The 14,566-nt window shown below is 71.5% G+C and carries 12 protein-coding genes; 8 read left to right on the top strand and 4 right to left on the bottom strand.

Annotated elements, in window-relative coordinates:
- The first annotated feature begins 1 nt into the window (after nt 1).
- A complete protein-coding gene (locus tag V6U86_RS25815; RefSeq protein WP_334507445.1) occupies nt 2-910 on the top strand; it encodes a hypothetical protein in 909 nt (302 codons plus the stop codon).
- A gap of 107 nt (nt 911-1,017) precedes the next feature.
- Here the strand turns inward: V6U86_RS25815 and V6U86_RS25810 are convergent, their stop codons facing one another.
- Entirely contained in the window at nt 1,018-1,989 is a 972-nt protein-coding gene (locus V6U86_RS25810; protein ID WP_124770871.1) for an aldo/keto reductase, read from the bottom strand.
- A gap of 186 nt (nt 1,990-2,175) precedes the next feature.
- On the opposite strand from V6U86_RS25810, the gene V6U86_RS25805 reads away from it, so the two are divergent.
- From V6U86_RS25805 to mshC, 6 genes are all read left to right on the top strand, one after another.
- Complete coding sequence (locus V6U86_RS25805) at nt 2,176-3,228, top strand: LLM class F420-dependent oxidoreductase (protein ID WP_334507441.1); 1,053 nt, start codon at nt 2,176-2,178, stop codon at nt 3,226-3,228.
- Nucleotides 3,225-4,061 carry an undecaprenyl-diphosphate phosphatase gene (locus tag V6U86_RS25800; RefSeq protein WP_334507439.1) on the top strand — a complete coding sequence of 279 codons (837 nt, stop codon included), beginning with the start codon at nt 3,225-3,227 and terminating at the stop codon, nt 4,059-4,061. Before V6U86_RS25805 ends, V6U86_RS25800 begins: the two co-directional genes overlap by 4 nt.
- A 199-nt stretch (nt 4,062-4,260) precedes the next feature.
- Complete coding sequence (locus V6U86_RS25795) at nt 4,261-4,974, top strand: MSMEG_4193 family putative phosphomutase (protein WP_334507437.1); 714 nt, start codon at nt 4,261-4,263, stop codon at nt 4,972-4,974.
- 157 nt (nt 4,975-5,131) lie between these two features.
- Nucleotides 5,132-5,713, top strand: a complete 582-nt coding sequence (locus tag V6U86_RS25790) for a DUF3090 domain-containing protein (RefSeq protein ID WP_238685851.1) — start codon at nt 5,132-5,134, stop codon at nt 5,711-5,713.
- Entirely contained in the window at nt 5,710-6,528 is an 819-nt protein-coding gene (locus V6U86_RS25785) for an SCO1664 family protein (RefSeq protein ID WP_334507431.1), read from the top strand. The genes V6U86_RS25790 and V6U86_RS25785 overlap by 4 nt, the downstream gene beginning before the upstream one ends.
- Before the next feature lie 66 nt (nt 6,529-6,594).
- Nucleotides 6,595-7,833 (top strand): cysteine--1-D-myo-inosityl 2-amino-2-deoxy-alpha-D-glucopyranoside ligase, encoded by a 1,239-nt coding sequence (gene mshC, locus V6U86_RS25780; RefSeq protein WP_334507429.1) that lies wholly within the window; start codon nt 6,595-6,597, stop codon nt 7,831-7,833.
- Between the two features lie 236 nt (nt 7,834-8,069).
- Here mshC and V6U86_RS25775 read toward each other — a convergent pair whose 3' ends face one another.
- Both V6U86_RS25775 and V6U86_RS25770 read right to left on the bottom strand, forming a co-directional pair.
- Nucleotides 8,070-8,861 carry a GntR family transcriptional regulator gene (locus V6U86_RS25775; protein WP_334507626.1) on the bottom strand — a complete coding sequence of 264 codons (792 nt, stop codon included), beginning with the start codon at nt 8,859-8,861 and terminating at the stop codon, nt 8,070-8,072.
- 123 nt (nt 8,862-8,984) lie between these two features.
- Entirely contained in the window at nt 8,985-9,854 is an 870-nt protein-coding gene (locus V6U86_RS25770; RefSeq protein ID WP_030332815.1) for a PAC2 family protein, read from the bottom strand.
- A 277-nt stretch (nt 9,855-10,131) separates the two neighbouring features.
- Between V6U86_RS25770 and metH the strand changes: the two genes are divergently transcribed.
- Nucleotides 10,132-13,632: a methionine synthase gene (metH, locus tag V6U86_RS25765; protein ID WP_442935011.1), complete on the top strand. Its 3,501-nt coding sequence runs from the start codon at nt 10,132-10,134 to the stop codon at nt 13,630-13,632.
- A 297-nt stretch (nt 13,633-13,929) separates the two neighbouring features.
- On the opposite strand, the gene V6U86_RS25760 is transcribed toward metH, so the two are convergent.
- Nucleotides 13,930-14,448 (bottom strand): hypothetical protein, encoded by a 519-nt coding sequence (locus V6U86_RS25760; RefSeq protein WP_334507418.1) that lies wholly within the window; start codon nt 14,446-14,448, stop codon nt 13,930-13,932.
- Between the last annotated feature and the right edge of the window lie 118 nt (nt 14,449-14,566).

Here is a 14,566-nt window from a genome sequence, read left to right as displayed (position 1 = left end):
GGTGATGTCAGGGGAGCGGGGTCGGCTGGGCCGGTTCACCGACGCGGTGCTCGGCGGTGCGCGGGCCGCCCGGGACAAGGCCCGTGAGCTGCGTGACGAGTTCCGCACCAGCGATGAGCCGGAGCGCGCCCTGGTGGCGCCGCTGCTGACCGGGCAGGAGCTCCGCTACGTGGGGCTGGGGCCGGTGCGCATGTCGCAGACCCACCGGGCCGGTCGGCAGCTCGCCGACGAGGTCGGCGCGGAACTGGCCGACGCGCTCGACCCGAAGGTGCTGTTCGGGCTGCTCAACATCGTCAACCCGGTGGTCTGGGTCGACGCCGTGCTCACGCCGGTGCGGCTGGCCGCGGGTGTGCTGCTGCTGCCGGGCAATGCCGGCGCCCTCGCCGCCGGCGTGCCGGAGTTGGCCACGCCGGAGCCGGCTCTGCCCCACCAACCCGCCCAGCGGGAGCCGATCCCGCTGACCGAGGAGCAGGAGGCGTTCCGCGCGCTGTTCCGGCTGAGCCAGTACCGGCCGCTGGCCGAGCAGCTCGCCGAGATCGCCTACCGTCGCCGGTACGTCTTCAGCGGCGACCTCGCCACCCTCGCCGGCAGCCTGCTGCTCTTCCTGGAGCGCTACAGCGGCACACCGCTGGCGGTCACCGACACCCACCTGCATCTGCTGCGGATGGGCCCCCGACCGGACGCCGACCGTCCCGACCGGCGTCAACCGCGGGTGCTGTGGAGTGTGCGCCGCGACCGGGTGGCCCGGGTCGACTCCGAGCGGGGCGCGAGCGGGCTCGTGCAACTCGCCTCCACAGTCGTCTTCGACGACGGCTCGTGGATCCGGCTCACCCAGCCCGCGCTCCGCGACGACCAGTCGCGCTTCCTGACCGCGATCCAGGACCTCCCCGGACAGCGTCCGACCCCGTGACCCCGGCGCGCTCGTCAGCCGTGACCGGGCGCGCTCGTCAGGCCGGGACCGGGCGCGCTCGTCAACCGTGACCCGGCCGGCGGGTCAGCCCTTACCCGGCGCGCTGGTCAGCCGTCGCGTTCGGGGTAGCCGACCGGCACCGCGGAGACGTCGTCCAGCGCGGTGGTGATTTCCTCGGGCAGTGTGATCCGTTCCACTTGGAGCGCGCCGAGCAGCTGCCCCACCGTCCGGGCGCCGAGGATCGGCGCGGTCACGCCGGGCCGGTCCCGGATCCACGCCAACGCCACCTCCAGCGGCGACACGCCGAGCCCACCGGCCGCGGTCGCCACCGCCTCCACGATGCTGGAGCAGCGCGGCTCCAGGTACGTGGCGACGAATCGTTCGAAGTGCGGCGACGCGGCGCGGGAGTCGGCCGGACGGCCGTGCCGGTACTTGCCGGTGAGCACCCCCCGGCCCAGCGGCGACCAGGGCAGCACGCCGAGGCCGAGCGCGTCGCACGCGGGCAGCACCTCCCGCTCCACGCCCCGTTCCAGCAGCGAATACTCCACCTGGGACGCGACCACGGGAGCCCGCCCCGGCCAGGCGGTCTGCCAGGCGGCGGCCCGCGCGGTCTGCCAGCCGGAGAAGTTCGACACCCCCACGTAGCGGACCTTTCCGCTGGCCACCGCGTGGTCCAGGGCGGCCAGGGTCTCCTCCAGCGGGGTGTCCGGGTCGTACCCGTGCACCTGGAACAGGTCGACGTGGTCGGTGCCGAGTCGGCGCAGCGACGCGTCCAACGTGCGCAGCAGGTGCCCCCGGGAGCCGTCGCGGCGTCGACCACTGCCGGGGCGCAACCCGGCCTTCGTGGCGATCAGCAGCTCCTCGCGGGGGACGAGGGAGCCCAGCAGGGAGCCGATCACCGACTCGGCGTCGCCGTCGCCGTACACGTCGGCGGTGTCGATCAGGTTGCCGCCCGCGTCCAGGTAACTCTTCAGCTGGGCGGCCGCATCGTCGGCGTCGGTGTCCCGGCCCCAGGTCATGGTGCCGAGCGCGAGCCGGGAAACCGCCAGCCCGCTTCGGCCGAGCGGTCGCTGTTGCATGGGTGAACCTTATTTCGAACCTGCCGCCACGGATATCCTCGCTCCCGTATCTCTGCCGGTTCTGCCGGTTCCGCCGCCCCGGGCTGCCCCGATGGAGGGGGGATCAAAGGTGTCGAGCCGGTGATCGAGTCTGTTATCGGCATTGCGTAACCTGGTGCGACCTGTGCCACGGATGGGGGAGGACCAGTGCGACTCGGGCTCAGTCTCGGATATCAGACGGCGTGGAGCACACCGGCCGACCACCTGGCGCTGGCCCAGGAGGCGGACCGGCTGGGCTACTCGGTGGTGTGGGCGGCGGAGGCGTACGGCTCCGACTCGCCCAGCATGTTGGCCTGGATGGCCGGGCAGACCGAACGGATCGACGTCGGTGCTGCGGTGATGCAGATTCCCGCCCGTACGCCGGCGGCCACCGCCATGACCGCCGCCACGATCGACGCGCTCTCCGGCGGCCGGTTCCGGCTCGGCCTGGGCGTTTCCGGCCCGCAGGTGTCGGAGGGCTGGCACGGCGTACGGTTCGCCAAGCCGCTCGCCCGGACCCGCGAGTTCGTCGACATCGTCAAGCTGGCCATCGCCCGCAAGGAGGTGGCGTACGACGGTGAGCACTACACGCTGCCGCTGCCGGACGGCCCGGGCAAGGCCCTGCGACTGGGCTTCCACCCACCCCGCGAGCACATCCCGATCTACCTGGCCGCGGTCGGCCCGAAGAACCTGGAGCTGGCCGGCGAGGTCGCCGACGGCTGGCTGGCCGTCTTCTACGCTCCGGAGTTCGCCGAGGAGCAGCTCGCCTCGGTGCGGGCCGGGCGGGCGAAGGTCGGCAAGGAGCTGGCCGGGTTCGACGTGGTGCCGTCGGTGCCCGTGGTGGTCGGCGACGACGTGGCGTCCTGCGCCGAACTCGTGCGCTGGTACGCCGCGCTCTACGTGGGCGGGATGGGCAGCCGTCAGCAGAACTTCTACAACCAGCTCGCCACCCGGATGGGCTATGGCGACGCCGCCCGCGAGGTGCAGGACCTGTACCTGGCCAAGCGGCAGCGCGACGCCGCCGCCGCCGTGCCGATGGAGTTCATCGACCGCACCTCGCTGCTCGGCCCGAAGGAGCGCATCGCCGAGCGGATGCGGGAGTACGCCGCCGCCGGCGTCACCACGCTGTCGGTGACCCTGTTCGTGGCCGACCGGGACAGCGGTGTGCAGACCCTGCGCACCGTCGCCGAGGCTCTGGACCTCTCGGGAGTCGGCGAGTGACCTGGGTCGAAGCCATTGTCCTGGGCATCGTCCAGGGACTGACCGAGTTCCTCCCGGTCAGCTCGTCGGGGCATCTGCGGATCACCTCGGCGATCTTCTTCGACCGTGACGCTGGCGCGTCGTTCACCGCGGTCACCCAGCTCGGCACCGAAGCGGCCGTGCTGATCTACTTCGCGAAGGACATCTGGCGGATCACCCGGACCTGGCTGTTGGGTATCCGGGACAAGTCGGTGCGCTCCAGCCTCGACTACCGGATGGGCTGGTACGTGATCGTCGGCTCGATCCCGATCGGGCTGTTCGGTTTCGTGTTCAAGGATCAGATCAAGACCGCCGGGCGCAACCTCTGGGTGGTGGCGACCACGCTGATCGTTTTCGCGTTCGTGTTGGCCTTCGCCGAGTACTGGGGGCGGCAGACCCGCACCCTGGAGAACTTCCGGATGAAGGACGGCATCGTGATGGGCTTCGCCCAGGCCATGGCGCTGGTCCCCGGGGTGTCGCGTTCCGGTGGCACGCTCACCGCCGGCCTGTTGCTCAACCTGACCCGGGAGGCGGCGGCCCGGTACTCGTTCCTGCTGGCCATCCCGGCGGTGGTGATGTCCGGCGTGTTCAGCCTCGGGGACGTCTTCGAACCGTCCGCCCCGGGCACGTCCGTACCCAGCGTCGCCCAGACGATCGTGGCCACCGTCATCGCCTTCGGCATCGGCTACGCGGCAATCGCCTGGTTGTTGCGCTACGTGGCGCACCACACCCTGTACGTGTTCGTGCTGTACCGGGTGGCACTGGGCACCCTGGTCCTGGCTCTGCTGCTGACCGGCACGATCAGCGCCACCTGACCGACTGTCGACGGCCCCTGGCCCCGCCTGTCGGCGGAGCCGGGGGCCGTGTGCCGCCTGCCCGCCGCGCCGCATGATCCACCCGACGTCGTTGATGTCGTGCTGTCCGGGGCGGCCCGACACCCCGACTTCCTGAAGCCCGAGTCGATCATGGGCTGCCGGAGCCCGCGACGGCTCGGCACGGAGCCCAGGTCATAGGGTGGTCCCCGTGGCGACCCTTCTGCTTCTGCGACACGGCCGGACGACCGCGAACGCCGACGGCGGCCTGGCCGGCCGCCAGCCGGTCGAGCTGGACGAGACGGGCCGGGCCCAGGCGGCTGCGGTCGGCGAGCGGCTGCGGTCGGTGCCGCTCGCCGCGGTGGTGACCAGTCCGCTCATCCGGTGCCGGCAGACCCTGGAGTTGGCGCTCCCGCAGGCCACACCCGTCGTCGAGGACGGCCTGATCGAGTGCGACTACGGCAGCTGGGAGGGGCAGCCGCTGAAGAAGCTCGCCAAGGAGCCGCTCTGGCCGGTGGTCCAGCAGCACCCCAGCGCCGCTGTCTTCCCGGGCGGGGAGGCGATGGCCGCGATGGCGGCGCGGGCCGTGGCGGCGGTGCGGTCCTGGGACACCCGGGTGAGCGCCGAACACGGCCCCGAGGCGGTCTGGCTGGCCTGTAGCCACGGCGACGTGATCAAGGCCATCGTGGCGGACGCGCTCGGCGTACACCTGGATGCTTTTCAGCGGATCGTGGCCGACCCGGCGTCGGTGACGGCGATCCGGTTCACGCCGCTGCGTCCGTTCCTGGTGCGACTCAACGACACCGGCGGCGACCTCGCGGCGCTGGTGCCGCCGCCAGCCAAGCGGCGTCGCCGCGCGAACCGGGTGGCCGACTCGGACGCGGCCGTCGGCGGCGGGGCGGGTGCGTCACGGTGAGGCGCGTCACGACACCACCCCCGGCCGGGGCGTCAGCGCACGCCGGAGCCGCCGCCACGCCCGGGTACAGCCCCTGGTGCACCGGGCGCGCCGCCGCTGCGGCGATTCGCGTCGGTGGGGTGCGCGGTGCCCAGGCGGGCCGGATAGGGTCGTGGGTATGACCCACCAGGTGCACGCCTTCGAACCGCCGGAGCGGTTCGTCGCCGGGACTGTCGGGCCGCCGGGGGAGCGCACGTTCTTCCTGCAGGCCCGCGGCGGCGGCAGGCTGGTCAGCGTCGCGCTGGAGAAGGTCCAGGTGTCCCTGCTCGCCGAAAAGCTGGAAGAGCTGCTCACCGAGGCGCAGCGTCGCTTCGGGGTGGATCTCCCCGAGCTGGCGCCGGTGATCGGCGACAACGAGCCGCTGGACACTCCGGTCGATGAGGAGTTCCGGGTCGGGACCCTCGGGCTGGCCTTCGACGTGGACACCGCGACCGTGGTGATCGAGGCGATCGCGGCGGGCGAGGTGGAGCCCGAGGTCGAGCTCGGCGACGAAGACGACGACGAGGACGACGACGAGGACGACGAGCCGGACGAGGACCTCGATCGCCTCCGCGTCCGGCTCACCCCGCAGGCGACCCGCCAGTTCATCGAGCGGGCCCGGCGAGTGGTCAACGCGGGCCGGCCACCGTGCCCGCTCTGCGGCCAACCGTTGGACCCCGCCGGGCACCTCTGCCCGCGGCACAACGGTTATCACCGGTGACCTCGTCCGGCCTCCAGCCTCGCCAGGACGGCGACGCCGCGCTGCGGCTGCTGCGTGACGGCGTCCTCGACCTGGAGGGTCGGCTGGTCGACGCGTCGAACACGACACTGCGCGGCATCCTGACCCTGGACGGCGCGACAGCCCGCTGCGTCTACAAGCCGGTCCGTGGCGAGCGCCCACTCTGGGACTTCCCCGACGGCACCCTGGCCGGTCGGGAAGTGTCGGCGTACCTGGTCTCCCGGGCCACCGGGTGGGGCCTGGTGCCGCCCACCGTGCTGCGCGACGGCCCGTTCGGCCCCGGCTCCTGCCAGCTGTGGATCGACGAGCCGGAGGACGCCGAACCACTCGTCGGGTTCCTGCCCGCCGGTGAGCTGCCGCCGCGTTGGATCCCGATCGCCGCGGCCCGGGACGACGACGGCGCCGCGTACGCCCTCGCCCACGCCGACGACCCGCGGCTGGCCCGGCTCGCGGTGCTCGACGCGGTGCTCAACAACGCCGACCGCAAGGGCGGTCACGTGCTCGTCGGCGCCGACGACCGGATCTACGGCGTGGACCACGGGGTGAGCTTCCACGTCGAGGACAAGCTGCGTACGGTGCTCTGGGGTTGGGCCGGCAAGCAGTTGCCGCCAGACGCCGTGGAGATGCTCGACACGCTGGCCGGGCAGGTCGCCGGGGCGCTCGGCGCGGAGCTGGCCGACCACCTGACGATCAGCGAGGTGGCCGAGGTGGCCGCCCGGGTCGACCGGCTGCGCGAGACCGGCTGCTTCCCCCAGCCACCGGAGGACTGGCCGGCGATGCCCTGGCCACCCATGTGAACCGCTGTCATCTTGATCACCCGTGGGGCGCTCCGGCGGCGTCGCCGGGCTGGCTAGGCTGATCCCATGGAGTCTTGGGCGGGACACGAGGTGCCACGGCTGCCGGGCAGGGGCGAGCCACTGGCGTTGTACGACTCGGCGCGGCAGGGTGTCCACCCGAGTGAGCCGGCCGACGCGGGAAGCATGTACGTCTGCGGAATCACCCCGTACGACGCCACCCACCTCGGCCACGCCGCCACCATGATCACGTTCGACCTGGTGCAGCGGATGTGGCGCGACGCCGGCCGGCCGGTGCGCTACGTGCAGAACGTCACCGACATCGACGACCCACTGCTGGAGCGGGCCACCCGCGACGGCGAGGACTGGGTGGTCCTGGCGATGCGCGAGACGGCGCTGTTCCGGGAGGACATGGAGGCGCTGCGGATCATCCCGCCGGAGCACTACGTGGGCGCGGTCGAGTCGATCCCGGACATCGCCGACAAGGTCGAGGTGCTGCTCAAGGACGGCGCCGCGTACCGGCTCGACGACGGCACCGGCGACGTCTACTTCGACGTCTCCGCCACGCCCCGCTTCGGCTACGAGTCGAACCTGACCCGTGAGCAGATGCTGGAGCTCTTCCCCGAGCGCGGCGGCGACCCGGACCGGGCAGGCAAGCGTGACCCCCTCGACCCGCTGCTGTGGCGCGGCGCCCGCGAGGGCGAGCCGTCCTGGCCGGGCGGCGAGCTGGGCCCGGGCCGCCCCGGCTGGCACATCGAGTGCGCGGTGATCGCGCTCAACCTGCTCGGCGACCGGATCGACGTGCAGGGCGGCGGCAACGACCTGCTGTTCCCGCACCACGAGGCGTCCGCCGCGCACGCCGAGCGGCTCACCGGCCAGGCGCCGTTCGCCGAGCACTACGTCCACGCCGGGATGATCGGCCTGGACGGCGAGAAAATGTCCAAGTCCCGCGGCAACCTGGTCTTCGTGTCCCGGCTGCGCGCCGACAAGGTCGACCCGATGGCGATCCGGCTGGCGCTGATCTCCGGGCACTACCGCAGCGACCGCACCTGGACCGACGAGCTGCTCACCGCCGCCCAGGAGCGCCTGGACCGTTGGCGGCGGGCTGCCGCCGCGCCCGCCGGGCCGTCCGGGGCTGAGCTGCTGGCCGAGGTACGCGCACGCCTGGCCGACGACCTGGACACTCCCGGAGCCCTGGCCGCAGCCGACCGCTGGGCCGAGGCGACCCTCGCCGGCGCGACCGACGACCCCGAAGCGCCCGCCCTCTTCGCGAAGACGGTCGACGCCCTCCTGGGCATCCGCCTGTAGCCCCCTTGCTGGCAGGGCCACGCCCGCCGTGCTCGCGTCGATCATGGAGTTGTGGTGGCCGGTATGCAATGCCGCGCCCCCGCCTTTCGCTGCCGATCTTGCACTTTCTGACGTCGCGAAAGTTGTCAAAAGCGGCAAAGCGGCGACAGGAAGTGCAAGATCGCTGGGCTGGGCTGGGCTGGGCTGGGCTGGGCTGGGCAGGGCTGGGCTGGGCTGGGCTGGGCTGGGCTGGGCCGCTAGCCCAGGACCAGGCCGGGGTCGGGTTCCGGGTCGGGGGTCGGGGCGGGGATCTTGTATTCCTCGGTGAGGGTGGTCATGGGGCCGGGCCAGGTCGCCTGGGACACCTCGATCGGCTTGCGGTGCGCGTCGTACGCGACGTGCAGCAGGTGCAGCACGGGGGTGTCGGGTCGGATCTGAAGGATCTCGGCCTCCTCCCGGCTCGGCTGGCGGGCGCTGATCGTGTCGGTGGCCGAGACGTACCGCCGTCCGGTGGCTTCCTCGGCCTCCTGGTAGAGCGGCCGGCCGAACGCCTCGGTGCGCTCCAGCGAGGTGCCGGCGGTGTCGCGGGGCAGGAACCAGGAGGCGCCCACCTCGACGGGGGAGTCGTCGGTGCGGACGAGGTGCCGGCGGCAGAGCAGACTGGTGCCGTCTGACACGCCGAAGGCGTCGGCCACCTCGGCGGGGGCGGGGGCGGGCCCGACGGAGACGAGTTGTTGACGGTATCGGGCGGCCAGGTCGGTGTGGTAGCCGCGGAAGCCCCCGTACCGGCCTCGGGAGAGGCGGTTGAGTCGGCGGCGGGTGCCCCGGACGTACGTACCGGAGCCGGGTTTGGTGATCAGGATGCCCTCGACCCGCAGCTGGTCGACGGCGCGTTGCACGGTCTGCTTGGCGACGCCGAACATCTCGGCGATGGCCGGGATGGACGGCAGCCGCTCGCCCGGCCCCCAGTCGCCGCGGCGGACCTGGGCCTTGAGCTGCGCGGCGATCTGTCGGTGCGGGAACTCGGCGGCCCCGGGGTTGATCTGCACACCCGCCTCCTTGATCACATCTAGGTTCCTAGGATGCCCTAGCGGGTGTGACGGCGCTACCCCGGACACGCGAAAACGGGCCTTCGGACCACAAAAGGTCCGAAGGCCCGCCGCGAGAAAGTGCTACCAGGAGCCGGCGGTGGGGCCCGCCGAACCGCCCCGGCGGCGCAGGTACTTCTCGAACTCCTGGGCGATCTCGTCACCGGTCAACGGGGTGATCCCCTCGTCGCCGACCCGTTCCTCCAGCTCACGGACGTATTCGCCCAGCTCGGCGTCCTGCTCGGCGGCGCTGCGCACCCGCTGCTCCCACTCGGCGGACTCCTCGGCCAGGTCGGCCATCGGCACCGGCAGGTCGACGACCTCCTCGACCCGGTGCAGCAGGGCGAGGGTGGCCTTCGGGCAGGGCGGGTTGTTGGCGTAGTGCGGCACGTGCACCCAGAACGAGACGGCGTCCACCTCGGCGCGGGTGCAGGCGTCGTGCAGCACGCCCACGATGCCGGTCGGCCCGTCGTACCGGGTGGGGGTGAGCTGGTAGCGCTCGGCGGCCTGCGCGTCAGAGGCGCTGCCGCTGATCGGCAGCGGCCGGGTGTACGGCACGTCGGCCAGCAACGCGCCGAGCAGCACCACCCGTTCCACCTCCAGGCTGTGGCAGATCTCCAGCACCTGCTCGCAGAACGTCCGCCAGCGCATGCTCGGCTCGATGCCGCGGATCAGCACCACGTCGCGGTCGGTGCCCTCCGGGCTGGCCACCATGAACCGGGTCGTCGGCCACTCCACCCGTCGGGTCTCCCCGTCGGCCATGGTGATGGTGGGCCGGCTGACCTGGAAGTCGTAGAAATCCTCCGGATCCAGCTCGGCGATCTGCCGGGCGTTCCAAACCTGCTCCAGGTGCTCGACCGCGGCGGTGGACGCGTCGGCGGCGTCATTCCAGCCCTCGAACGCGGCGATCGCCACCGGGGACCGCAGCACCGGCAGTCCGTCGAACTCGGTCACGCCGTCACCTCACTCTGCTCGTCGCGGTCGGCGCCGGGATCGCGCCCGGTCGTCGTACCGTGTGGCACAGCGGCGTCCCTGTTGTCCTTCACGTCCGCCAGCCTACGTGCCGGGCAGGGATGGGGCCCGTCGGCCGCGCCGGTCCACCGGACCGGCGACCGGTCATACACGAATGAACCAGACAGGGTGATCCCGCTGACACAATATGGGATCGGGTGTCGAGGGGCGCTGGGCGCGGCGGGGACGGCACTAACCTGAACGGGTGCGGACTTCGTTGATGGATGTGCTGGCCGACCGGATTCTCATCGCCGACGGCGCGATGGGCACGATGCTGCAGGCGGCGGATCTCACGCTCGACGACTTCGACGGGCTCGAAGGGTGCAACGAGATCCTCAACGTCACCCGACCGGACGTGGTGCGCGGGGTGCACGACGCCTACCTGGCCGCCGGCGCGGACTGCGTGGAGACCAACACCTTCGGCGCCAACCTCGCCAACCTCGCGGAGTACGACATCCCGCACCGCATCCGCGAGTTGTCCGAGGCGGGCGCCCGGATCGCCCGGGAGGCCGCCGACGCGGCCAGCACTGGGCAGCGGCCCCGGTTCGTGCTCGGCTCGATCGGGCCCGGCACCAAGCTGCCCACCCTCGGGCACGCCGACTACTCGACCCTGCGCGACGCGTACCAGGAGAACGCCGCGGGTCTGATCGTCGGTGGCGCCGACGCGCTGATCATTGAGACCTGCCAGGACCTGCTCCAGGTCAAGGCGGCCGTGGTCGGGTCGAAGCGGGCGATGGCCGAGCTGGGCCAGTCGGTGCCGATCATCTGTCACGTGGCAGTGGAGACCACCGGCACGATGCTGGTCGGCAGCGAGATCGGTGCGGCCCTCGCCGCGATCGAGCCGCTGGGCGTGGACCTGATCGGGCTCAACTGCTCGACCGGCCCGGCCGAGATGAGCGAGCACCTGCGCTACCTGTCGCAGCACTCCCGCATCCCGCTGTCGGTGATGCCGAACGCCGGCCTGCCGGTGCTGACCGCCGACGGGGCGTACTTCCCGCTGACTCCCGTGGAGCTGGCCGAGGCCCTGGAGCGGTTCATCACCGAGTACGGCGTGGGGCTGGTCGGTGGTTGCTGCGGCACCACCCCGGAGCACATCCGGGTGCTGGCCGAGCGGCTGCACGGCGTCACCGCCCCGGCCCGCGAGCCCCGGCACGAGGCGGGTGTCTCCTCCGTGTACCACCCGGTGCCGTTCGCCCAGGACGCGTCGGTGCTGATGGTGGGGGAGCGGACCAACGCCAACGGCTCGAAGGCGTTCCGGGAGGCGATGCTCGCCGGTGACTGGCGGGCCTGTGTGGAGATCGCCCGCAGCCAGGCGCGTGACGGCTCGCACCTGCTCGACCTGTGCGTGGACTATGTCGGCCGCGACGGCACGCAGGACATGCGGGAGTTGGCCGGACGGTTCGCGACCGCGTCCACCCTGCCCATCATGTTGGACTCCACCGAGCCGAACGTGGTGGAGGCCGGGCTGGAGATGCTCGGCGGCCGCTGCGTGGTCAACTCGGTGAACTTCGAGGACGGCGACGGCCCCGAATCCCGGTACGCGCGGGTGATGCCGATCGTCCGTGAGCACGGCGCGGCGGTGGTGGCGCTGCTCATCGACGAGGAGGGCCAGGCTCGCACCCAGGAGTGGAAGGTCCGGGTCGCGGCGCGGTTGATCGACGACCTGACCGGCCGGTGGGGCATGGACCGCGCCGACATCCTGATCGACGCGCTGACCTTCCCGATCGCCACCGGCCAGGAGGAGACCCGCCGCGACGGCATCGAGACGATCGAGGCGATCCGGGAGATCTCCCGCCGCTACCCGGGGGTCAACTTCACCCTGGGCATCTCGAACATCTCCTTCGGGCTCAACCCGGCGGCCCGGCAGGTGCTCAACTCGGTGTTCCTGCACGAGTGCGTGCAGGCCGGCCTGACCTCGGCGATCGTGCACGCCAGCAAGATCCTGCCGATGTCGAAGATCCCCGACGAGCAGCGCGAGGTCGCCCTGGACCTGGTCTACGACCGGCGCGGCGAAGGGTACGACCCGGTGCAGCGTTTCCTGGAGCTCTTCGAGGGCGTCGACGTGACCAGTGCCCGGGCCAGCCGGGCCCAGGAGCTGGCCGCGCTGCCGCTGGACGAGCGGCTCAAGCGACGCATCATCGACGGTGAGCGCAACGGCCTGGAGGCCGACCTGGACGAGGCGATGGCCGGCGGCCGGTCCCCGTTGTCGATCATCAACGACATCCTGCTGGACGGCATGAAGGTGGTCGGCGAACTGTTCGGCTCCGGCCAGATGCAGTTGCCGTTCGTGCTCCAGTCCGCCGAGGTGATGAAGACCGCGGTGGCCTACCTGGAACCGCACATGGAAACTGCGGAGGACGGCGGCAAGGGCCGCATCGTGCTCGCCACCGTGCGCGGCGACGTGCACGACATCGGCAAGAACCTGGTCGACATCATCCTGTCCAACAACGGCTACGAGGTGGTGAACATCGGCATCAAGCAGCCGATCAGCGCCATCCTGGACGCCGCCGAGCAGCACCGCGCCGACGCGATCGGCATGTCCGGGCTGCTGGTGAAGAGCACGGTCATCATGAAGGAGAACCTGGCCGAGATGGCCACCCGTGGGGTCGCGGAGCGTTGGCCCGTCCTGCTGGGTGGTGCGGCGCTGACCCGCGCGTACGTCGAGGACGACCTGCGCTCGACGTTCCCCGGGCAGGTGCACTACGCGCGGGACGCGTTCGAGGGCCTGTCCCTGATGGACCGGGTGATGACCGCCAAGCGTGGCGGCGCCCCGGTGATCGACCCCGAGCGGGAGGCGGCTCTCGCGGCCCGGAGGGCGCGCCGGGAACGGCAGCGCTCCGTTGTCACCACGTCGCTGCCGGAGCTGCACGACTCCTCGGTCCGCTCCGACGTGGCCGCCGACGTGGCGGTGCCCACCCCGCCGTTCTTCGGCACCCGGGTCGTCAAGGGCGTGCCGATGGCCGACTACGCGGCGCTGCTCGACGAGCGGGCCACCTTCTCCGGGCAGTGGGGGCTGCGCGGCGCCCGGGGCGGCAGCGGACCCTCCTACGAGGAGCTGGTCGAGACCGAGGGCCGCCCGCGCCTGCGGTACTGGTTGGACCGGTTGATCGCCGACCAGGTCCTTGAGGCAGCCGTGGTGTACGGCTACTTCCCCGCGTACTCCGAAGGCAATGACCTGGTGGTGCTCGACGAGAACGGGCACGCGGAGCGCGCCCGGTTCTCCTTCCCCCGGCAGCGGCAGGAGCGTCGGCTCTGCCTGGCGGACTTCTTCAAGCCTCAGGGCGACCAGCTCGACGTGGTCGCGTTGCAACTGGTGACCGTCGGTCAGCCGGTCAGCGAGTACGCGGCGAAGCTTTTCGCCCGCAACGAGTACCGCGACTATCTGGAGGTGCACGGGCTCTCCGTGCAGCTCACCGAGGCGCTCGCGGAGTACTGGCACCAGCGCATCCGCGCCGAGATGACCTTGCCCGACGGTCGCCCGCTGGGGCACGACGACCCGGCGGACCTGGCCGGCATCCTGCACAACGACTACCGGGGCTGCCGGTACGCGTTCGGCTACCCGGCCTGCCCCGACCTGGAGGACCGGGCGAAGATCGTGGACCTGCTCGGCGCGGACCGGATCGGGGTCGAGCTTTCGGAGGAGTTCCAGCTGATGCCGGAGCAGGCCACCGACGCGATCGTGGTCCACCACCCGGAGGCCAACTACTTCAACGCCAAGTAGCGGGCGCAGGTGCCCTGACGTGCGGCGCGGCGAGTCGCCGCAGGCCCGTTGACCAGGAGGAACGGCGACGATAGGTGGGAAGGCAGCGGCGTCCCAGCATGGTGAGTCTGTCGGCTCCGCCTGAAAAGTTCAGCCGGCGTTGACAGCCGCGCGGTGATCCGACAACTGATGTGCGACGCAGCTCCGCCAGGTGATGTGCGACAGGCGGTCCAGGAATCTGAGGTAGCGCTCCGTGGTCGCTGGCTCCGACCTCCGGGAGCTCGTGGCCGGCCCGGCTAGAAGACTGGTGAGGGCGGCTCAGCGGCGACTTCCCCAAGTCTGATGCCAGTAGCTGGCGTCGTCGCTGCCGACGCGGAGTACAGCATCCGGCGCCACCGGCGCAGGCCAGAGCTCGATGAGATACCTATCGACCACTTCGTCGGCGAACTCATCCTGCGCGCCGGCGTCCCGACCCGCGGCTGAGACTCTCAGACGGTATTGCCCTGGCGGCACGGCGAGCGACGCGCCGGACTCGCCAGCCCAGGTCGACCATCGCATGGCACGAACGGGGGGCAGGTCGAACGATGCCTCGACCACGTCTTCCCATTCGGCACTTGCTTCTGGCTCGGAGGCCTCCAGCACGATGCGTACGGCGGAACCGCCTGATCGACGGGCAAGCATGATCATGACGTTGTCGGGGACCGCTGCGCCGACCAGCCCATTCTGTTGGTCCTTGAAGAATCGGTCAGCGTCGCCGTCCCAGATCTCCTCGCCCCACTCCAACGTCAGCTGGCCGTAGTCGGTGTACACGACTTGGCTGAGCAGTTCATCACTCATGGCGACCCAGCCTAGGCGGCCCGCCAGGCGTGAGCCCCGCGGCCCGTTCTAGACCCAACGCCGTTCAGTTAGGCGTTTTGGTGGGCCGTCAAGCGTGTCGTGGAGACGAGGCAGCGGA

It is taken from the genome of Micromonospora sp. CPCC 205558, from assembly GCF_036902955.1.
GTDB lineage: Bacteria > Actinomycetota > Actinomycetes > Mycobacteriales > Micromonosporaceae > Micromonospora.
The sequence above is the reverse complement of the archived record's forward strand: the minus strand, read 5'-3'. Positions and strand labels throughout refer to the sequence as shown.